This is a genomic window from Mammaliicoccus sciuri, assembly GCF_025561425.1.
In the GTDB taxonomy this organism is placed as follows: Bacteria; Bacillota; Bacilli; order Staphylococcales; family Staphylococcaceae; genus Mammaliicoccus; species Mammaliicoccus sciuri_A.
The window spans coordinates 2540179-2560283 of sequence record NZ_CP094824.1 but is presented as its reverse complement, the minus strand read 5'-3'; the positions used below and the strand labels follow the sequence as shown (position 1 = coordinate 2560283).

The window sequence follows — 20105 nt, the reverse complement described above, 5'->3', positions numbered from 1 at the left end:
AGCGCTCAATCTATTGAATCTAGATTGAGCGCTTTATATGTTATCAAATAGGATTACTGGTTATTTGGAGGGTAAAGTGCATTTTTATTTTTATGATAGAAGTTCATTACACTTCCGTAAATGAAGTATGAAACAATAAACATAAAGATAAAGTACACAATATATCCAATTACCGCGAATATAACTTGTAATACTGCTGGCATAAATGAAACAACAACTGCAATTACGATACCAATAATAGCTAAAACAATATATGCAACAACAACATAAAGTAAGTTGCTGAATAATAATTTCCAAGCATTATTAGGACCTTTACTTGTAATATTCCAACCAATTGAGAATTTAGTGAAAGTTGGTAACGATCTTTGATCAATATGAACAAGTACTGTGTTCATAATAAATATCACTACATAATATAATGGAATAAACACTGCGAATAGAACTAATATCATAAATAACATGATAATTACAAATGATATAGACATTGCGCCGAAAGCTTCACTTGAACCGCTTGGTTGCATAATAGCCATAGATGTTCCAAATATTGCAAAGAAGATTAGTTCAACAACTAATACGACAATATAAATTGCTATATACATTGCAACACTGATCACACCTATAATAACTGTAAGTTTTAATGTTTTAACGTAGTTTCCTTTTCGTAAGAACATAAATAAATCACTAAAGTTTGGCCCAATACCTAAGTCTGTATCTTTATAGTATTTAATCATGCCATAAGCTAAAGGAATTAAAACAAAGATATATAAACCAAGTGTTAATAAAAAGCCGAGTACCATAGTGACAAAGAATATCGCTAGTCCTCCGCCAGAAGGTTCACCTGAAAAGTCTTGTGATGAAGCGAGTGAGATACCACCGATTAAGAATAATACACCCGGTATTAACATTATGAGAACCATAACGATTGATGTTAAAATAGAAAATAGAATAGTTTTTAAATGGAATCCCTGTCCATTTTAACCTTAATGACCAATTATTCTAAGTATTGATATAAAGGGATTTCATTGGAATTGGTGAGTTAATTTAGGTGAGAAAGTGTCAAAAAAGTGTCAAGAGAATAATTCTCTCACTTTCTGACCTTGCTCTTTTTTATGTTCATCTAAAAGGTGTGAATAAATATCTAATGTAATAGATATGTTGGAATGTCCTAAACGTTTGCTTATATATTCAACTGGGATACCTTTACTTAATAAATATGATGTGTGTGTATGACGTAAAGCGTAAGGCGTTATTTTAACATCTTTGATACCTAATTCTTTTTTAGTATGGTCAAACGCTTTTCTAACAGCTGCATGTGATAATTTAAATATTTTACCGTCAATTCGTCTTGGCAGGTTAGATAATTTACTATTGATAAGTATCACATCTTTTTGATTAACTTCTACATCACGCTTCGAGTTAGATGTCTTAGTGCCTGGTAGATGTATTATGCCTGGTTCTTTATTTAGGTCATCGTAAGTCATATTAATGACATCACTATACCTAGCACCAGTTATAGCAAGGAGATATAAAAATATATAGATTTGCTCATCTTGTGTTTTAAAGTACTTCAACATTGATTCGTATTCACTTATAGTCATAAACTTTGTTTCTTCACTTTTGGCTTTCTTGGTCCCTTTAATAACAACCTTATAGGTAGGGTCCTTTTTTAAATATCCATCATATATGGCATCTCTAAAACAGGGGGCAAGACAGCCATTCACTTTTCTAACTGTTTCCGATGTCCGACCGTCACCATATTCATTCAAGAACTTCTGATATTCTGAACGTGTGACATTTTTAATTAGCATATGCTTTCCAAAATACTCAATGAACAATTCAATTGATCGCTCATACCAATAATACTGTTTTGGGGCAACTTTCTTTTTATTTTTAATCACAAGCCAGTCAGTATAATAATTTTCAAATGTTTTATTATCTTCAATCTTATTGCCGTCTTCTAAGTCTCTAATTAATTGTTGAGCTGCGTATGTCGCCTCTGCTTTAGTTTTAAAACCAGATTTGCGCTTTTTACCCGATTTAAAAGATTTGTCTTTCACATCATATTGCCAAGAAACTGATGTTTTATTCTTTCGTTTCGTAACTGTAAATGATGCCATGCGTATTCCTCCTTAAAAAAAGTAAAAAATAATAAGGGTACGTGGGAGGTACCCTAGAACTATAGGGTTTATTTATTGAAAATTAATCAAACAATAACTATATAACATATGTTATAATTATAGAAAGTAGGTGATTATAGTGAATTTTTCACAAGATGAAATAGCAATTATATACGACGCGCTTTACCATTTGGAATGTACAACAGATGTATACTCTAATCCTTATAATGATTTGTCTAAAGAGAAGTACACTAATGCGTTTATAAGCGCATTCGATAAGGTAAATGAATCTTCTGTAAAAGAAAGAAAAGGTATACTTTATTTTGAGTAGTGTTCGTCTATTAGAACTTTTATACAGGATAATATAATTTGACAATCTGCCTTCGAAACCTCTCCTGGATTGGAATGGGAAACTGATTATCTATAGCACGCTGTACTTTAGCATCATTCCATCTTGATTTTTTAGCACGGCTTTTATTCTTATCTAATTGGAATTCTGTAACTTTATTATAAAAAGAGTCAAGGGATTCGAGGTTATCATCCATGTGTTCTTTAAATGTTTTGTAATCCATCTTATTTCCTCCTTAAAATGTTTTAAATAGAAACTTCATAAGGGTGTTTTGGTTATTCTCTAGTTAATAAAAGTAAAAGTAAATTTCCAGTTGCTCTACAATCATTGATTGCATTATGAGAAGAACCATCATCTAAATTGAAATATTCTTTTAAAGTTTGTAATTTATGGTTTGGAGTTTCTTTAATTAACCTTCGTGAATAAGTAAGGGTATCAATAACTCTAAACTTCTCATGTTGTATATCATGTAAGTAAAATTGGTTTAGTAAAAATTTCATATCAAAAGGCGCATTATGTGCAACTAAAGTTTTTCCTTTTATTAGACTATGTAATTCTTCTAAGTGTCGTTTACCTAATGCAGGCTTATCTTGGAGAAATTCATTAGTAATTCCAGTTTTTTGTTCAATTCTTTTACTAACTTGTTTATTGGGTTTGAAGTATTCACTATATTCATTGATAATTTTACCGTTTTTGTATTCAATAATCCCGTATTGTATAATTTCATGTTCGTTGTATTTTAAGCCTGTAGTTTCAAAATCAATAACGACAAATGTATCAGTTAGTTTTCTTGCTTTTGTATATGTTAAATCTAAAGTATGTTTTTCATCTTTTGAAGATTCGTATAATTCTTTTAAAGGCGTCTTATATAACGATTTGTACTTGTTATTAATTTTTCTTAATTCTGTATTTTCACGTAGCAACTTCTCATTTTCTTCCCTCAAACTTATTATATTTTCAATCAATTCTTTTTTGTTCTGGACATTTAAACATATTGATTTATATAAAATATCGATTGAGTATACAGCATCACTTGATGTAAAAGATAGAGTTATTTTTTTATCTTTTTCATACATTAAAATGCATTTATTAGATATGAAGCCAATTTTTTTATCTAAAGATAGTACATCTTTCCAAGGGATTTTATAAATAAAATTCTTTTTAGAGTAAATAAATATAAATTCATTAATCGTTACAAAAATTGATCCTGTTGAATATACATTTTCAACATCTGTTGATGCATCTGTTTCCAGTAAGATATCAGAATTTGGAAACTTTTCTTGAAATAACATTTTGTCCTTTCTTTTCGCTTTCATTTTTATCACCTTTTATTTAAAAATTCTTTGACTTGCTACTACTTTACCTACAACTTTTATTTCGTCGTTAAAATTATATACTTGTGGAAAATGGATAGGATTATTAGATTCAGGTATTAGCATGACTTGATCGCCGTCATATCTAATTCTTTTGACAGTCGCATTGTATCCATTCACCATTACGACACCTAATTGTCCATTCTCTACAACGGAATCTTTTTCGACCACAACAATATCACCATCTTGGAAAATTTTATCCATACTATCACCAGATACTTTTAAAGCAAATTTTTCTTTATTAGAATTCGTTTTATCTGTAGCAAAATAAATGTAGTCGATTAAATTTTCTTCTGAGTATATAGGCAGACCAGCAGATATTTTTGAAACGACAGGTATTTTTTTGACTGGGAGGGTTTCTATTTTTGGTTGTTCAATCTCCATTATATCCTCAGGTTTTATATTTAATCCTTTACAAATTTTGATGACATTTTCTACCTTAGCATTGAATACTCCTCGTTCTAAAATAGATCTAACGGTTGTGTAAGCTAAACCAATTTCTTCTGAGAAAGCTTTCACACTACCAGATTTTAGTTCCATAAGACGCTTTAAATCTTTTTCTTTAGTCATTTTGTTTACCTCGTTTTTAATTTCTACTTATATAATAACATACGAAAAATCGTATATCAATATAAAAATTTATGAAAAATATGAAGATTAGCATTGACTAGGCACGAAAATTCGTATATATTTTAGGTAAGCACTAGCGGAGTGCTTATTTTTAAAATAAAAAGTACGAAAATTCGTATTAAGGAGGAGGTACTATGCTGACTAATTTAGAGGAAGTCAGAAAACAGAAAAAAGTCTCTTTGGTGGATATCGCAGATTTATTAGAAGTTCGATATCAAACAGTATCAGATAAGATTAATGGTATTTCAGATTTCAAATTTGGAGAAGCGTTACTTATTAAAAATACTTTCTTTCCAGAGTATGAGATTGAATATTTGTTTTCGCGATAAAAAGAACAAGTAACAACTTAAAGGAGGACTAACCAATGCAAGATTTACAAACTAAGCCGAAAATATCGGAAATGTTCAATATCCAAGAAAAAGAAAATGGAGAAATCGCTATAAGCGCAAGAGAGTTATACAAAGCATTAGGTGTCAAAAAACGTTTTAGCGCATGGGCAGATATTAATTTAAAGCATTTTAAAGAAAATCAAGATTTTACAAGTGTACTTACAAGTACGGTTGTTAATAATGGTGCTGTTAGACAACTAGAAGATTACGCTTTAACGCTTGATGTAGCAAAGCATATAGCGATGATGTCAGGTACAGAAAGAGGTTTTGATTTTAGAGAATATTTCATCCAAGTAGAAAAAGCATGGAACAGTCCAGAAATGATCATGCAACGAGCACTTAAGATAGCAAATAGCACAATCTATCAATTAGAAACACAGATTGAAAAAGATAAGCCAAAAGTATTATTTGCTGATGCAGTAGCAACAACAAAGACATCAATTCTGGTTGGTGAGTTAGCGAAGATTATCAAACAAAATGGTGTAGATATTGGTCAACGTAGATTATTCGAATGGTTACGTCAAAATGGATTCCTCATTAAACGTAAGGGCGTTGATTACAACATGCCGACACAGTACTCAATGGAAAGAGAACTATTTGAAATCAAAGAGACGTCCATTACACATTCAGATGGTCATGTATCGATTAGTAAGACACCAAAAGTAACTGGTAAAGGCCAACAATATTTTATCAATAAGTTCTTATGTGAACAGCCGTAGTAGATAAAGGAGGAAACACAGTGAATGAATCAAAAAAGGTCATCTATTACTACTATGACGAAGAAGGTAATAGACGACCATTAGATGTTCAAATAAATGATGGTTATGATTTAATGACTCAAAATTATTTTATTGACGGAACATTAGCGAGAAGACCTGAACTAAAAAGCAACTTTTATGCATTAGTTGATGGAGTTGAATTTAAGTTAGATTGAATTTTTGAGAAAGGTATTGGAAAGCTAATTTATTCAGCAATGTTAAAGACATACTTGATGTTTTACTAGCAACTTTTTTAACTTCTTTCCATGTCTTGTCATCTCTAATATTGTCTAAAAATTCATGACCTGACCAGGTGATGTCATTGATTATCCAAGCAATAATTTTTCCAGATGACCAACTAAACTGAGCATCGATATATCCAGCTTCTTTTAATTTTAAAAGCGAGTACATTACCGTTTCAAAATCATATTTACCAAAAATTATATTGTCTTTGAAATTATATTCAGTAAGTGGCTCGCCAAGTTTTTTTATTTGATTCAACTTCTAATAATAAATGTCTTACGCAGTCCTGATTTAGTTTCATATTAATCACCTCCTTAATAGGAGTATAGCAGAAAGGAGAAGAGTAAATGAATATCAACGTTTGTGGAGTGAAGTACTACGTAATGCAAGCTGAAGAAGTTGATAATGATCCGAGTTGTTTAGGTATTTGTATATATAGAGAAAGCCTAATACAAATTAAACGAGGCTTATCAACTGAACGTAAGAAGCAAGTATTAGTGCATGAGTTATTTCACGCAATAATGTACGAAGCAGGTTATGAAGACCATGATGAAGAATTGGTTAAAAATCTTTCAGTAGTAATTAATCAAGTTGTATCTCAAAACGAAATAAAAGCCACTCTAAATCAAATAGAGCAGCTTCCATCAAGTTAATGTTCTTTGCGAACACCTTTAAACGGTTTTGAATCTGATTTCATATCCATAAATCTACCAGTTTCAGAATTACGTTTTACGTAACGTTTAGTTTTAGGGTTTTTAACTTGAGAACGACTTTTAACTGCACCTTTGCGACGTCCGTCTTTAGGTGGGTTCTTAGCCATAAAAAACACCTCCCTTCATATAGGGATAACTAAATTATATCAGAAAGGATGAATAACAAATGCAAGCATTACAAACAATTAAAAAAGCAATCATCCTATACGCTGCTGCAACAGTGATAGAACAATTGCTTAATCGACCTAAGAATCTTTCAGAGTTATCAAATGAAAAATTTGTTATACCTAAATGCTCAAAATCGGCTAATGATTCTGCTCGTCGTCTTGTAGAAGCAGCATCGCGGTATTGTAAGCGATAGATTGAGAATACTTTTTGTTTAGCTCATAAAGAGATAAATAGAAATTCATAATAACTCACCTCCTTAACAGGAGTATAGCAGAAAATTTATGAACAAATCCCACAATCGAACAACCAACTTAAAGGAGGAAACGAAATGATCGAAAACAAAAAACTATCTCAAGAAGATTTACTCAAGATAGTTTGGAAAGATTTATATCGCTTGTTAGGGGATATGAACAGGACTTTCAATCTAATATTGAATTTGTTTTTAGTCTTAGTATTCATAGAATTATCATTAATTTTATTGATTATTGGAATAGCTTTAATAATTTTATGATTAGTAACCATATCGATAGTAGCAACAGTTAGCTCAACTGCTAATTCTTTATCAGATTTATTCATATTTTATCATCACCTTATTATTTGATAACTAAATTATGCACGAAAGGAGGCAATAACATGGAATTCATCGGCTTTGCAGACGTAAAAGAATTTAAAAGAATTAGTGGAATATCAGAAAATGATCTAGAAAGAAAAGTTTTCGCTAACAAAGGCTTTCAAGAAAAATGTATGTATCGATTTGGAAATGGAAACAAGCGTTACATCAAAGTAGCACCAGCTATTGACTATATAGCTGAAAACCTTATGAAAAAAGAAACGGAGGTAAACTAAATGACCGTGGCATGGAACATCATGAAGTACCCAGCTTTAACACTAGCAATTGTTGTTGAGTTCTTTATTATATCGTCATTTAGTACAACACCTATTGAGCATTCGTTTCTATTTTGGATAGTGACGGTAGCAGGATTTGAAATGGCTGATCAAATATATAAAGGAGTTGAAGAGTAGATGTTTAAACGTAAAAAGAAAAGTGGACGAGTAACAATAGAAATAACAAACATGGATGATATGAAACAACTTGTATCTGAAGCACAGTCATTAATGTATCAACTTGAAAATGAATTGAACTTTTATAAGGAACACAAAAACAAACTACAAAGTCTAACTACAAGACTAGATAGCGAAGTAAAGGAAATTAACAGCTTTAAGCCTAAAACAAAAATCATCATGGATAAGGAGGACAAGTAGATGGAAAATATTATTAATTTAAGAGACCAATTAGAAATAGAGATTAATCGAGAAGTCGAATTTCAATTCAAAAAAGCTTTAAGAGAATGTGAGACGTTAGGTGAGTTAAGAAATTTTGAACCTGAAAGGTTATCGCCACAAATTTCAAATAGTTTTAATGGTTTTAATAAGTCAGAACTTAGGTTTAGCATTTTATCAGGAGATATTTCAGATGCGATTAACAGTGAAATAAAATATAGATTCAGAGAGAAAGTAGACAACTTTATTAATAACACAGGAGTGAACTTAAAATGAAAAAATCAGATTACTACGAACATCAAATAAGAGAAATCGAGAAGAGAATAAAGGATAATCATGAAATTATTGAAGAACATAAATCGTTAATAAAAAGAACAGAAGAACGACTCATTTCATCGCAAGAAAGAATAGAAGTTTTAACAGAGGTTAAGAAAGATCTTATGTTTTTAAAAGAAAGTCTGAAAAAATAAAAAGACTCCAACTGTTTGCAGACAGAAGGAGTCAATGAAATTAGAAATATTATAAAATTAAATTATATAACTAATCAAGGAGGTCGTCAAAGGTGACGAGCAATCAGAAGAAACTATATAGCTTATTTGCTAGATTATTTGAAGAGTTTAAAGTAAGTGACCAGCGTTGCTGGTTAGAAATAGATCGTAACAAACATGGAATAGCGATTAATTTTACGCATTGGCACGACTCATACGACAGCAATAACAAATGGATTGCTATTTATGAGAACCATCCAGAATCGTTTGAAAGACTTAAAAACCATATGGTCGAAGTTATGAGAGGAAAGGCTTTGATTAAGAAAGGGTTGTAAATATGTACACACCACATTTAAAACGTAATCAATATAGGCTTCAATTATTAGAAAACTGTTACTTAAAGCCGAGAAAACTTAAGTATAAAGTAGAACAAGACGACAAACATATTTGTGAATTAGTTATTCACTTTAAATATGCAGGCAGTTACCATACAACATTAGATTTAATTCATCCACATGAAATGGAATATGTCTGCAAAGAAGTATACAGATGTTTACAAGAGGACCAACGATTAGCAGCAATAAAGGAGGAGTATATTCATGGCTAATATATTTGAACTATCAAGTCAATATAGAGAAGTGTTGGAAATCATTCAAGACAGTGAGGATGACAAAGCATTAAAAGACACATTAGATTCTATTAACGATGCCTTAGAAGATAAAGCAGATGGCTATTATGCAGTTGTTAAAACGTTAGAGTCAGAGAATGAAGCGATTGATCGTGAAGTAAAAAGATTACAAGAACGTAAGAAAAAGAATAATAACGGTATTGAGCGTTTAAAAACTACTTTATTAGAAGCAATGACCTATACAGGTAAAACAAAATTTAAAACTAAACTACACAATTATTCAATACGAAATAATGCACCTTCTTTAGACATTAAAGATGAAACTAAAATACCGAAAGATTTTTATAAAGAACAAACACCGAAACTCGATAAACGCGGGTTATTAGCTCATGTTAAAGCTAATGGTGAGTTTGATGGCGTAGAGCTTAAACAAACACAATCATTGGGGGTTAAGTAAATGTGTGAACAAGAAACAAATTTATACCAACGTATCTTAGATGTTAAATCCAATATAGAAGGCTTTACAAAGGATGCTGAGGGATACAAATACAACTATGTTGAAGGTTCTCAAATATTACACAAAATAAGAAAAGCAATGGAAGAAAATCATTTATTGCTATATCCGAGTGTTCATCAAGCAGATTACAAAGACATTCAAGTTTTAGTGAAAGGCAATATGAAACCAAATATCTTAGTAGAAATGAATATGACGTATACATTTATTAACACTGACAACCCTAAAGAAAGATTAGAAGTACCGTTCTATGCGATAGGTCATCAAGATGATGCCAGTAAAGCATATGGTACAGCTTTAACATATGCCGAACGTTATTTCTTACTCAAGTTCTTCAATATACCAACTGATGAAGATGATGCAGATGCAAAACAAAAGAAAGAGAAATATACAAAAGCTGATGATAGTGATATCAAACTATTGCAAAAACATATAGAAGGATTTGCGCAATTAGTAAAAGCAGATACTGAATCAGTCAAAGCGCAATTGAAAATTATTAACTATGAAAAATTAAGTATTGCTGAAACTATGCAAGCTATTCAAATATTGAACGCCTGGAAGCAAGATATTATTAAACAAAATCAAGGAGGACAACAGAAATGATTAATAGAGCAGTATTAGTAGGGAGATTAACTAAAAATCCAGAATATAGAACTACACCAAATGGTATTGCGGTAACAACATTTACTATAGCGATTAATAGGTCATTTACAAATCAGAATGGTGAAAGACAAGCAGACTTTATCAACTGTGTATCATTTAAGAACACTGCTGAAGCAGTTAATAATTATTTACAAAAAGGTAGTCTAGCAGGTGTTGAAGGTAGAATTCAAACTAGAAATTATGAAAATAATGAAGGTAAGCGTGTATATGTCACAGAAGTTGTATGTGACAGTGTACAATTCCTAGAACCGAAAAGTAATAACCAACAGCAGAGTAACAATCAAGCCCCTCAATATAATCAACAACAAGGATACCAACAACAAAGTTATCAACAACCTAACAATTACCAACAACCACAAAACAATCAATACCAAGCACAACAACAGCACAATCCATTTGCCAATGCGAATGGACCAATTGATATAAAGGATGATGATTTACCTTTCTAAATGAACAGGAAGTGAACAAATGACTCAAATTATAGCGTATCAGCAAAACTATGACGGTAGCCATACTATCGTCATAGATGATGCTGAACTAGACAATAAAACAACGTTACTACTTGATAACAATGTGCCTGTCAACGTGAAGTTAGATGTACTAGATATCGATACGATAACCGATAAACAACGTCGTAAGATATTCGCCTTATGTAATGACATAGAAGCACACACAGGGCAACCAAGAGAGTATATGAGACAGATGTTTAAAGATTACATTGTGTTCATGAATGGTTATGAATCGTTTAGCTTATCAAATTGTAGTAGGGAAATAGCAAAAGAATTAATAGATATTATTATCAATTGGGTTTTCATACATGACATACCTTTAAATTATCGCACTAGCGACCTGTTAAAGGACGATAAGAGTTTTCTATATGTAAGTACCATCAATCGGACATGTGCCATTTGTGGCAAGTCTAATAGCGATTTAGCACATTTTAATGCAGTAGGTAGAGGACGAAATAGAAACAAGATTGATCATACAGATAATAAAGTGTTAGCACTTTGTAGAGAACACCATACTGAACAGCACACGATAGGTATGGATAGCTTCAATAAAAAATACCATTTAGAGGATAGTTGGGTTCAAGTAGATGAAAGATTAAACAGAATGTTAAGAGGTGAAAATAATGGCGACATTTAGAGTTTATAAAGAGTCAGGTAATTTTGTAACTGTTCATAAAGAATTTATACACGACGATACAATCAGTTGGAAAGCCAAAGGAATATTATTGTATTTACTTAGCCGTCCAGATGACTGGCAAGTATATGAAACTGAATTAGTAAAACATACTAGTGATGGGCTGAGTAGTTTAAAAAGCGGCATTAAAGAGCTTGAAGAAATTGGTTATATACGAAGAACGAGGAAACGTGACGATAAGGGGCGTTTAAAAGAATATGAGTATTCAGTTTTTGAACATCCAACCCACATGCGATTATCCAACGTAGGAAAATCCAACGTAGGAAAATCCAACGTAGGAAAAACCTACGTAGGAGAATCGAACACTACTAATAATAATAGTACTAATAATGATTTAACTAATAATAACAATACTAAGAATGACAGTAGTAGTAAGCAGTCGCCGTTTGACTTTTACCAAGCTAATGGTTTTGGCGTACTTAAGCCATATATTACAGATCAAATTAGTGCTTGGATAGATGACTTCAAAGAATACGGAAATGAAATAGTTATAGCAGCTATGAAAGAAGCAGTAAACAATAACGTAATAACTTGGAACTATGTTAACTCAATACTTAAATCATGGCATAACGATGGCATTAAAACATTGGACGATATTTCAGCAAGAAGTAATAAACGAAGTAAGCAAGAAAAGATATCTGATGAAGATAATCCATATCTTAAATATATGAATAATTGAGGTGATTAGATGAACGACTTATTTAATCCTAAATTAGCAAATAAATTAGAACATAAAACACAGCCTAAATTAATTAAAAAAGCTAGATGTGAAAAATGTGGTCGAGAATATGAAGAATATCAATTCAAAAGTGGTTATTCATTTAAGTTAGGTTGTGACTGCGAAATGATTGAACATGGTAAAGAAATGTCAAGAAACTTCAAATACCAACAAAAACAAAAAGAAGTTAATCGAATACTTAAATTTTCAAGTGAAAACGAGGAAACAAAGAGCGCAACATTCGAAGGTTTTATTCCTGAAAATGAAAGCCAAGAGAAAGCAAAGGCACTATGCAAGCGATATGCAGAATCATTCACTCTAGAAAATAAACAATCACTGTTATTACAAGGTTCTTTTGGATTAGGCAAATCACATTTAGCAATGTCGATTTTAAAAGAAGTAAAGGACAAGAACTATTCTGTATTATTCATTAACTTATCAGAATTGATATCAAAGTTTAGGTCTACATTCGATAAAAATAGTGAGTATTCAGAATCAGATTTAGAAAGAGCAATAAGTCAAGTTGATTTAATGGTGTTTGATGATTATGGCATGAACGTTACTGATTATGGCATGTCAAAACTATTTCAAATTGCTGAAAGTAGAAAAGGTAAACATAACATCATCACAACTAATTTAACGATAAAAGAACTTACTGCTACAAAAGACCAACAAAGACTGTTCAGTCGCTTAATGTCTAATACAACTGCGTTAACACTAGAAGGCGATGACTATCGAATGAAAGGATTTAGACAATTAACATGATAACAATTAAAGAAATACAGAGAAGGTTAAATTGTAGCGAAGAAAGAGCAAAATTGTTTTTCAAATGGTATGGCAATGATTACGAAAAGATATATGACGAAATAGCTTTTCAAGAATACAAATTGAAAAACACACCAGCAATTATTGAAAACTGTTAGGAAGTGATCATATGGAAGAACCACAAAGATTAGTTGTAGTGAAAGTCACTGCAGAACTAAAAGTCGAAACATATGCACCAGGTAGAACGAAAGAAGAGGCAGTAGATTATATTAAAAATTTAGCAGAACAAAAGTCACCTGACTTAATAGACGGAAAAATAAAAGAACTTGAAACAGAGATATTATGGGTTGATTAAGGAGGGATATAGTTATGGTTAAATACACACCAAAAATCGAAAGAATATCTAAATATACGAAAGAAGATATAGCAGAGGCAAAAGCTAATGGCGTATCATACAGTGCATTTTTAGGAAGAATAAATAGAGGTTGGTCTGTATCACAGGCAATCAATACACCAACACATAAACGTCAGTTATTTACAACCGAAGAATTAAACATTATGAAAAAGAACGGTGTAACCAAAAAGATGTTTCATTTGAGAATTAGTAGAGGTTATCCAAGAGAAATTGCGTTATCTCATCCACCTAACAAACACTTTGTTGGTATGGAAAGAACTGCTTATAAAAAAACAGTGGCGCTTAATTTTAAAGAAAGAGTTTATAAAAATGATAAACCTAAAGGTAATAATCTAAACATTGCTAAAAACATGAAAGAGGGATGCACTATGCCAACAATAAAAACAAAGAAAGAAATGACATTACCACAGTTGATTGAGTGGGGGTTTAAAAATGATATAAAAAACGCTGTTTATAATTCTAAGAATGGACTTTCAGTTAACTTTTCATTCGACGGAAAAACAGTAATTGGATATGCCTTTAGCAAAGAAGATACTTTCATAGTAGAGATTGAACAAGAAATCACAGAGGATACGGTATTAGATGCGGTAGTGATTGTAAGAAAACAAATATCTCCTTATGACAGAGAAAGTACTCATGTTTGTCGAAAAGGTAACGTCAGTATAAACCAAGTATTAAGTCTACAACCTAATAATTCTCGATTTGTATATCTAGAAATATATTTAATGAAAAACGATAGGATAGATCAATTGATATGGACTAAAGAGAAAGGGCTGGTGGAGTAGATGGAAGGTAGTAAGGACCAAGTAGAGTTGCTGATGATGTATGAAGAGGTAAAAAAAGAACTCGATCAGTTAAAACACCAAGGTAATTTGTTACGAGAAGATATAGCTCTATTAAAAAAGAACCAAAAAACTCGTGATAAACTCATCGATAATTTAAAAGAAGAAAATGCCAATCTTAACAACGAACTCGATCAGTACAAAATGGCACATGACAAATTAACAGCTGGATTAAAAGAAGCAGTCGAAGAAAGTATTAAGTATAAGCGTGAACGTGACTCACTTATTAAAGATGTGGAGAAGTTGAGGGAAGAAAAGGCAGCAATAGAAATGCATCTTGATGCGATTAAAACATACAAACCAATGTATGAAAAGTTGAGTGAGAAATATAAGAGACTTACGCATTTCATCAGACTCAAAGAAGAAAACAACCCTAGCGAGTGGAGATATAAAAGTTTAGTCGGATATATAAATGATATGGAGCGTGAGAAGTAATGACTGTAACAATATTATCAACACTATTATTATTGCATGTATTTTTCGCGAATTTGTTATTACACCAAAAAAATAAAGAGATACGCTTACTCAAGAATTTGTTAAAGGAGCGTGAATGACATGGCATTATTTAATCTAACTATTGAAGAAATACAACAGTTATCATTCTTCGACTTACAAAGAAAACTCAAATGGGCAATTACAGATTACAACAAGACATTCAATAGACCATTAGAAGTTAGACCTGTTATATACGACACAAAAGATAGTGGAGATATTATGGCAATGTCAGATGAATTTGCAAATGATGTTAAACAGCTAACAAGGTGGCATATGAAACAAGCGATTAATAATATGAAAGCTGAATATAAAATGCGTCTCAGAAATGATGGGAATTATCCAAAAGAGCATATGGAAATGTTGTTTAAAAGTTTAGAAGAAAATAATCAAAAGTTGTTTGATTTGGAGGCTGATTAAATGCCGAAGATTACCAACAAGAACTAGTTAATTATGCCAATGGAGATTGGAATATTTCTACACGTAATATAGGGAAATTAGATGAATGTTGGGAGATAGTAGGAGATTCGGAGGGTAATTAACATGAAACTACACGAAAAAGTTATTTTATTAGGTACGACAATTAGATTAGTTGGGGAAGTTATCGGACTGTATGAAAACGTTAAACAAATTAAGGAGGACAAATAACATGAAACAATACAATATTGAAATTATATATAAAGGTGTAATTAACGAAACTATCACAGCTGAAAGTATGGAAGAAGCAGAATTTGAAGCACAGGATATAGCAACAATGGAAGTACCAAGCGAATGTGATGAATATGATTTATCAATAACGGAGGTAGAGTAATGAACAACCTAAACATCAAATTACTATCAGACAACGCAACAATTCCAACTAGGGCATATGGTGTGAGTGCTGGACTTGATATATACGCAGCAGAAGAAGTTGAAATCGAACCACAAGAAAAGATTTTACTTGCAACAGATATTGCAGTAAACATTCCAGAGGGTTATGTAGGGTTATTGACTAGCAGAAGTGGTGTAAGTAGCAAGACACATTTAGTTGTTGAAACAGGTAAGATTGACGCAGGATATAACGGACATGTGAGAGTGAATATTAAGAATGACAAACAGATACTCGATATAAAAGAATATGCTTATTTTGATATTAAAAATAATCTTGATTGTGGTTATGTTGGTGAACCTGTTAATGCAAAATACGTTATCAACAAAGGAGACAAAATAGCGCAGTTGGTTATCGTACCAATCGTAACACCAGAAGTAAATGTTGTAGAGGAGTTTGAAAGTGAAAGCGAAAGAGGAACAAACGGTTTTGGATCAAGTGGATATTAAGGGTGGCGAAAGTCAGCCTGATATTTTAGATAAGGTAAAGGAAGTGTTGGGAAGATGAATAGACTAAGATTTAGAGAGTGGGATAAATTTGATAAAGAAATGTTAAATGTTCATGGAATTAATTATGATGCAGAGGGTGTATGGACTAAAGAAATGATTGATGATGAAAGTGATGGAGGATTTATTTATTTTTCAGACATCGAACTACTCCAATCAACTGGACTATTCGACAAGAACGGTAAGGAAATATTTGAGGGGGATATAGTCAAACATGTCCCTGTACCTAATCCATTTATAAGTAATGCTTACTTAGAAATTATTCAAGCTAGAAGTGGAGAATGGCGTATGGATAATTATAGAGGTGGTAAAGCATTAGCATACGGTAATCATGAAGTAGAAGTAGTTGGTAATAAATTCGAACATCGTGGGTTAATCAGGAGACCAAAGAGTATATGAAGTATTACAAGGTAAAGAAAAAGGACAGGATGCTTTACTTAAAGCAATAGATGCACGAATGAAAGAGATTGAAATGGAAGGGGTTATGGTTTAATGAGAAATAGTACGATTAAATACTTAGAAGAAGAGTTATGCAACTATGATCATACACGTAAACGTATGAAAGAATTAAGAGAAGAGATAAGAACACCATGGCAACCACAAGATGAGAACATCGGTGGAGGTAGAAGTAACAACAATGTAAGTACTACAGAACTAACAGCTACAAGATTGGTTAATGACAAACGTATCGAACACCTTGAACGTGTGACAATAGCAATAGAGAAAGTGTTTGATGAAGGTAACCAATTAGAACAACAACTGATGAACTTATATTACTTTAAGAAACCTAGACTATTAACAGTAGATGGAATTGTAGATAAATTGTACATAAGTCGTAGTCATTTTTATAGAATCAAGAAAGGTATCATCATTAAGTTAGCAGATGAATTAGGTATTGAACATTAAGGATGAGAGTATTATGAGACTTTTGAGGTGTGTCAAGGTGTTATTATGATAGTGTAGAAAGATTATAGATAACAATTAATCACATCCTTTACGATAGACAACTAATTTCATTTCTATAATCATTCGATTACCTGTAAGCGACTTGTAGCGAAGATACATTAGTAGTTGTTCCGTGGACTGTACTCAATAGAGTATGGTCCTTTTAATTTATATAAAGGAGTAGCTTATGAAGTTAGTAATTGTATATGGACCACCAATGAGTGGTAAGACAACATATGTGAATGAGCGATTAACTCAATCCGATATTGTGTATGACTATGATGCATTGACTGCAGCTATTACTTGTAGCGACTATCAAGTGTATAACGACAATGCACATGATCTTCTATTAACGATGCGTAACAGTATGATGGATTATGCCAAGTGGAATAATGAAGGCACCATGTATATCATTACAACGTTCTTATCTAATACTATATTGAATAGAGTTAAGCTATTAGAGATACAAGCAGAACATGTAAAGATTGGAACAGATATAAGTACATGCTTGAAACGATTAGCTGAATCAAACAGAGAAGATAAAGAACACATCGAACAAGTTATAAGAGAATGGTATATCAAACATAACAAAGGTCCAGCAAGTGATAGAGTTGTGAGTAAAGAAGCTATGAGATTCTATAAGTCGAGAGCATGGCGTGAGACAAGAGAGATTGTTCTTCGACGTGATAACTATGAATGCCAAGAATGTAAGAAACAAGGAAAGGTAACAACTATTAATCCCGAAAAACATAAATCACTTGATGTCGACCATATATTAGAACTTGAAACACATCCAGAACTTGCACATGATTTAGACAATCTCGTTACACTTTGTATCTCTTGCCATAATAAGAAACATAATAGATACCAAGGCTATATACGGAAACCTGATAAATGGGGAGATGAACGTTGGGATTGAGTAGATGTACACAAGAAAAATACATCAAAAATAATGTACCCCCCATAAAAACAAAACGGTTATTTTGTCCACTCCAGGTAAACGGCGATGAGGTTTACAGATCGCAAGATTTTTATAAAAATTATATGTTAGGGGGATATAAATGAGGAACCAAACTAAAATAAAAAAATATTTGCTAGAAAAAATTGAACAAGATAATCCAGTCCAAATAGAAAAAGTTGAACGATACATGAATTTGTTGAACATATTCTATAAACTTGACAAGGATATAAAAACGCATGGCACTATGGTTGAAACTAAAAATGCATCACAATCATTTCTGAAACCTAATCCTGCAGTAGCAGAAAAAAATAAAATTAATGCTTCACTACTTGCTATAGAAAAATCATTTGGATTTGGAAAAATTGAAGCTCACTCAGATGAACCCTCCGACGCGTATTGATGAATGCAGATGATGAACAATGATTAAGCAAAAGTATGTAACAGAATATATTGATTTATGGCGCAATGGCAAAATCTTATTGAATAAGGAACGTATTGATCTAATTCATTACCTAGAAAATAATATTTTAACGAGAGATGATGTGTACTTTGATGAAGAGACTATCGAAAGTTGTGTTAAGTATATTGAAAAGTGGTATTTTCCGACAGAACCTTTTCAGAGATTTATCATTGCTTTCGTATTTTTAATGGATAAAGAGATTAATCAAGCGTTCTTTACTGAGATTGCCATATTTATGGGACGAGGCGGAGGGAAAAACGGTCTCATAAGTGCTTTAAGTGATTTTCTATTAACACCTTTGCATGGTGTAAAAGAGTATGACATTTCAATCGTTGCAAATAGTGAAGAACAAGCGCAAACATCTTTCAATGAAGTATTTAAAACGATTAATCAAAGTAAACGAAATAAAACAGGTAAAACACCGAATGCGCCTTTTCTTACTAGTAAGACTGAAATAATGAATAGAGAAACATATGCAAAATTAAAATTTAACACATCCAATACGAAAACCAAAGATGGTGGACGTGAGGGGTGTGTTATTTTTGATGAGATCCATTATTTTTATGGACCGGAAATGGTGAATGTAAAACGTGGGGGATTAGGAAAGAAACCAAACAGACGTACATTCTATATCAGTACAGATGGACATTTGAGAGAAGGTTATATGGACTCGATGAAGGATAAGATAAAAAGTGTCTTAGCTGGAGAAGTCAAAAATAGCCGTATGTTTCCTTTTTATTGCAAGTTGGATGATGTTAAAGAAATAGATGATGAAACAATGTGGGAAAAAGCAAATCCCATGTTACATAAGCCTTTATCAGATTATGCAAAAATATTGTTGAGTACGATTCGAGAAGAATATTTAGACTTACCATTCAACAGATCTAATCGTCCTGAATTTGTTACTAAACGTATGAACTTGCCAGAACAAGACCCGTCAAGTATTGTAGCACCTTATGAAGAAGTACAAGCAACTGCAAGAGAAATGCCTAACTTAGAAGGTAAAGCGTGTATAGGTGGTTTAGATTATGCTTACGTCAAAGACTTTGCAAGTGTAGGACTTTTATTTAGAGATGGTGATGACTATATTTGGAAAACTCACTCTTTCATTAGGAAGGGATTTCTCGATGAAACCAAATTGGACCCGCCGATTGAACAATGGGCGGAAGATGGGTTATTAACGATAGTTGATACTGAAGTAATAGAGATTGAATATATCGTTAATTGGTTCTTAGAAATGGGTGAAAAATACAATATTACAAAAGTTATTGCAGATAATTTCAGAACAGATATTGTGAGACGTGCTTTTGAAAACGCTGGTATAGAATTAGAAATCTTAAAGAATCCTAAAGCTATACACGGATTGTTAGCACCTCGTATTGATACGATGTTTGCTAAAAAGCAAATTGTATTTGGTGAAAACCCTTTAATGAGGTGGTTTACAAATAATGTAGCGGTAACTATGAAACCTGATGGTTCAAAAGAATATATTAAGAAAGACCAAGTGTATCGTAAGACAGATGGATTTCATGCAATGCTGCATGCCTTATATCGTGCAGACGAAATATTAGATTATGATCAAAGTTTTATTATGGCTGATATCGACTTTTAGTTAG

37 protein-coding genes and 1 pseudogene are annotated in these 20105 nt (G+C 32.0%); 31 read left to right on the top strand and 7 right to left on the bottom strand.

Translation table 11 applies throughout. The features are described 5' to 3' along the window. Positions 1-53 precede the first annotated feature (53 nt). A complete protein-coding gene (locus MUA60_RS13475; protein WP_262648650.1) occupies positions 54-905 on the bottom strand; it encodes a hypothetical protein in 852 nt (283 codons plus the stop codon). A gap of 162 nt (positions 906-1067) precedes the next feature. Then, positions 1068-2117 carry a tyrosine-type recombinase/integrase gene (locus tag MUA60_RS13470; protein ID WP_262648649.1) on the bottom strand — a complete coding sequence of 350 codons (1050 nt, stop codon included), beginning with the start codon at positions 2115-2117 and terminating at the stop codon, positions 1068-1070. A gap of 139 nt (positions 2118-2256) precedes the next feature. Between MUA60_RS13470 and MUA60_RS13465 the strand changes: the two genes are divergently transcribed. Then, the gene (locus MUA60_RS13465; protein ID WP_262648648.1) at positions 2257-2448 is read left to right on the top strand and encodes a hypothetical protein; all 192 of its coding nucleotides are present in this window, start codon (positions 2257-2259) and stop codon (positions 2446-2448) included. Between the two features lie 19 nt (positions 2449-2467). Here MUA60_RS13465 and MUA60_RS13460 read toward each other — a convergent pair whose 3' ends face one another. Genes MUA60_RS13460 through MUA60_RS13450 form a run of 3 tightly spaced genes read right to left on the bottom strand, consistent with a single transcriptional unit; the run spans position 2468 to position 4409 of the window. Then, complete coding sequence (locus tag MUA60_RS13460) at positions 2468-2689, bottom strand: hypothetical protein (protein ID WP_262648647.1); 222 nt, start codon at positions 2687-2689, stop codon at positions 2468-2470. 52 nt (positions 2690-2741) lie between these two features. Next, entirely contained in the window at positions 2742-3782 is a 1041-nt protein-coding gene (locus MUA60_RS13455; protein WP_262648646.1) for an exonuclease domain-containing protein, read from the bottom strand. Between the two features lie 12 nt (positions 3783-3794). Next, complete coding sequence (locus MUA60_RS13450) at positions 3795-4409, bottom strand: LexA family protein (protein ID WP_262648645.1); 615 nt, start codon at positions 4407-4409, stop codon at positions 3795-3797. Between the two features lie 194 nt (positions 4410-4603). On the opposite strand from MUA60_RS13450, the gene MUA60_RS13445 reads away from it, so the two are divergent. From MUA60_RS13445 to MUA60_RS13435, 3 genes are read left to right on the top strand one after another with little or no spacing between them, the layout of a single operon-like run. Continuing rightward, positions 4604-4798 carry a helix-turn-helix domain-containing protein gene (locus tag MUA60_RS13445; RefSeq protein ID WP_262642774.1) on the top strand — a complete coding sequence of 65 codons (195 nt, stop codon included), beginning with the start codon at positions 4604-4606 and terminating at the stop codon, positions 4796-4798. Positions 4799-4833: 35 nt separating this feature from the next. Further along, a complete protein-coding gene (locus MUA60_RS13440) occupies positions 4834-5577 on the top strand; it encodes a phage antirepressor KilAC domain-containing protein (RefSeq protein ID WP_262648644.1) in 744 nt (247 codons plus the stop codon). Positions 5578-5597: 20 nt separating this feature from the next. Then, entirely contained in the window at positions 5598-5792 is a 195-nt protein-coding gene (locus MUA60_RS13435) for a hypothetical protein (protein ID WP_218697268.1), read from the top strand. Here the strand turns inward: MUA60_RS13435 and MUA60_RS13430 are convergent. Beyond that, positions 5779-6160, bottom strand: a pseudogene (locus MUA60_RS13430) (DUF2513 domain-containing protein). The gene MUA60_RS13435 and the pseudogene MUA60_RS13430 sit on opposite strands and share 14 nt — an antisense overlap. A gap of 46 nt (positions 6161-6206) precedes the next feature. On the opposite strand from MUA60_RS13430, the gene MUA60_RS13425 reads away from it, so the two are divergent. Next, complete coding sequence (locus MUA60_RS13425) at positions 6207-6512, top strand: hypothetical protein (RefSeq protein WP_218697270.1); 306 nt, start codon at positions 6207-6209, stop codon at positions 6510-6512. On the opposite strand, the gene MUA60_RS13420 is transcribed toward MUA60_RS13425, so the two are convergent. After that, positions 6509-6679 (bottom strand): hypothetical protein, encoded by a 171-nt coding sequence (locus MUA60_RS13420; protein ID WP_181302147.1) that lies wholly within the window; start codon positions 6677-6679, stop codon positions 6509-6511. The two genes, MUA60_RS13425 and MUA60_RS13420, sit on opposite strands and share 4 nt — an antisense overlap. A gap of 59 nt (positions 6680-6738) precedes the next feature. On the opposite strand from MUA60_RS13420, the gene MUA60_RS13415 reads away from it, so the two are divergent. The 26 genes from MUA60_RS13415 to MUA60_RS13290 all read left to right on the top strand — a co-directional run bounded on the left by MUA60_RS13415 (position 6739) and on the right by MUA60_RS13290 (position 20101). Further along, the gene (locus MUA60_RS13415; RefSeq protein ID WP_262648643.1) at positions 6739-6933 is read left to right on the top strand and encodes a hypothetical protein; all 195 of its coding nucleotides are present in this window, start codon (positions 6739-6741) and stop codon (positions 6931-6933) included. 135 nt (positions 6934-7068) lie between these two features. Further along, the gene (locus MUA60_RS13410) at positions 7069-7251 is read left to right on the top strand and encodes a hypothetical protein (RefSeq protein ID WP_262648641.1); all 183 of its coding nucleotides are present in this window, start codon (positions 7069-7071) and stop codon (positions 7249-7251) included. Positions 7252-7373: 122 nt separating this feature from the next. Then, entirely contained in the window at positions 7374-7586 is a 213-nt protein-coding gene (locus MUA60_RS13405; protein WP_262648640.1) for a hypothetical protein, read from the top strand. After that, positions 7587-7763, top strand: a complete 177-nt coding sequence (locus MUA60_RS13400; RefSeq protein WP_262648639.1) for a hypothetical protein — start codon at positions 7587-7589, stop codon at positions 7761-7763. Further along, a complete protein-coding gene (locus MUA60_RS13395; protein ID WP_262648638.1) occupies positions 7764-8003 on the top strand; it encodes a hypothetical protein in 240 nt (79 codons plus the stop codon). Next, a complete protein-coding gene (locus MUA60_RS13390) occupies positions 8004-8297 on the top strand; it encodes a hypothetical protein (RefSeq protein ID WP_262648637.1) in 294 nt (97 codons plus the stop codon). After that, positions 8294-8491, top strand: coding sequence for a hypothetical protein (locus MUA60_RS13385; RefSeq protein WP_262648636.1), 198 nt, complete (start codon positions 8294-8296; stop codon positions 8489-8491). The genes MUA60_RS13390 and MUA60_RS13385 overlap by 4 nt, the downstream gene beginning before the upstream one ends. Positions 8492-8583: 92 nt before the next feature. Then, positions 8584-8844, top strand: a complete 261-nt coding sequence (locus tag MUA60_RS13380) for a hypothetical protein (RefSeq protein ID WP_262648634.1) — start codon at positions 8584-8586, stop codon at positions 8842-8844. A 2-nt stretch (positions 8845-8846) separates the two neighbouring features. After that, a complete protein-coding gene (locus tag MUA60_RS13375) occupies positions 8847-9116 on the top strand; it encodes a hypothetical protein (protein WP_262648633.1) in 270 nt (89 codons plus the stop codon). Continuing rightward, positions 9109-9594, top strand: a complete 486-nt coding sequence (locus MUA60_RS13370; protein WP_107602488.1) for a siphovirus Gp157 family protein — start codon at positions 9109-9111, stop codon at positions 9592-9594. The genes MUA60_RS13375 and MUA60_RS13370 overlap by 8 nt, the downstream gene beginning before the upstream one ends. Next, on the top strand, positions 9595-10254 hold the full coding sequence (locus tag MUA60_RS13365; protein ID WP_262648631.1) for an ERF family protein: 660 nt from the start codon (positions 9595-9597) through the stop codon (positions 10252-10254). Beyond that, a complete protein-coding gene (ssb, locus tag MUA60_RS13360; RefSeq protein ID WP_262648629.1) occupies positions 10251-10763 on the top strand; it encodes a single-stranded DNA-binding protein in 513 nt (170 codons plus the stop codon). Before MUA60_RS13365 ends, ssb begins: the two co-directional genes overlap by 4 nt. A 19-nt stretch (positions 10764-10782) precedes the next feature. After that, the gene (locus tag MUA60_RS13355) at positions 10783-11460 is read left to right on the top strand and encodes a putative HNHc nuclease (RefSeq protein WP_262648628.1); all 678 of its coding nucleotides are present in this window, start codon (positions 10783-10785) and stop codon (positions 11458-11460) included. Then, positions 11447-12196, top strand: a complete 750-nt coding sequence (locus MUA60_RS13350; protein WP_262648627.1) for a DnaD domain protein — start codon at positions 11447-11449, stop codon at positions 12194-12196. Before MUA60_RS13355 ends, MUA60_RS13350 begins: the two co-directional genes overlap by 14 nt. A 9-nt stretch (positions 12197-12205) precedes the next feature. Further along, positions 12206-13000 carry an ATP-binding protein gene (locus MUA60_RS13345; RefSeq protein WP_262648626.1) on the top strand — a complete coding sequence of 265 codons (795 nt, stop codon included), beginning with the start codon at positions 12206-12208 and terminating at the stop codon, positions 12998-13000. Positions 13001-13169: 169 nt separating this feature from the next. Then, positions 13170-13355 (top strand): hypothetical protein, encoded by a 186-nt coding sequence (locus tag MUA60_RS13340; RefSeq protein WP_262648625.1) that lies wholly within the window; start codon positions 13170-13172, stop codon positions 13353-13355. Positions 13356-13369: 14 nt separating this feature from the next. After that, on the top strand, positions 13370-14200 hold the full coding sequence (locus tag MUA60_RS13335; protein ID WP_262648624.1) for a hypothetical protein: 831 nt from the start codon (positions 13370-13372) through the stop codon (positions 14198-14200). Continuing rightward, positions 14201-14692 carry a hypothetical protein gene (locus tag MUA60_RS13330; protein WP_262648623.1) on the top strand — a complete coding sequence of 164 codons (492 nt, stop codon included), beginning with the start codon at positions 14201-14203 and terminating at the stop codon, positions 14690-14692. It abuts the gene before it with no gap. 120 nt (positions 14693-14812) lie between these two features. Beyond that, positions 14813-15169, top strand: coding sequence for a hypothetical protein (locus MUA60_RS13325; RefSeq protein ID WP_262648436.1), 357 nt, complete (start codon positions 14813-14815; stop codon positions 15167-15169). 229 nt (positions 15170-15398) lie between these two features. Further along, entirely contained in the window at positions 15399-15560 is a 162-nt protein-coding gene (locus MUA60_RS13320; RefSeq protein ID WP_204236759.1) for a hypothetical protein, read from the top strand. Continuing rightward, complete coding sequence (locus MUA60_RS13315; RefSeq protein ID WP_262648621.1) at positions 15560-16066, top strand: dUTP diphosphatase; 507 nt, start codon at positions 15560-15562, stop codon at positions 16064-16066. Before MUA60_RS13320 ends, MUA60_RS13315 begins: the two co-directional genes overlap by 1 nt. A gap of 54 nt (positions 16067-16120) precedes the next feature. Continuing rightward, on the top strand, positions 16121-16522 hold the full coding sequence (locus MUA60_RS13310; RefSeq protein WP_262648619.1) for a YopX family protein: 402 nt from the start codon (positions 16121-16123) through the stop codon (positions 16520-16522). A gap of 93 nt (positions 16523-16615) precedes the next feature. After that, the gene (locus MUA60_RS13305) at positions 16616-17029 is read left to right on the top strand and encodes a DUF722 domain-containing protein (RefSeq protein ID WP_262648618.1); all 414 of its coding nucleotides are present in this window, start codon (positions 16616-16618) and stop codon (positions 17027-17029) included. Positions 17030-17696: 667 nt separating this feature from the next. Continuing rightward, positions 17697-17987 carry an HNH endonuclease gene (locus tag MUA60_RS13300; RefSeq protein WP_262650629.1) on the top strand — a complete coding sequence of 97 codons (291 nt, stop codon included), beginning with the start codon at positions 17697-17699 and terminating at the stop codon, positions 17985-17987. A 142-nt stretch (positions 17988-18129) separates the two neighbouring features. Continuing rightward, the gene (locus MUA60_RS13295; protein WP_204167098.1) at positions 18130-18429 is read left to right on the top strand and encodes a P27 family phage terminase small subunit; all 300 of its coding nucleotides are present in this window, start codon (positions 18130-18132) and stop codon (positions 18427-18429) included. A 19-nt stretch (positions 18430-18448) separates the two neighbouring features. Then, positions 18449-20101, top strand: a complete 1653-nt coding sequence (locus MUA60_RS13290; protein WP_262648616.1) for a terminase TerL endonuclease subunit — start codon at positions 18449-18451, stop codon at positions 20099-20101. Positions 20102-20105: the final 4 nt, after the last annotated feature.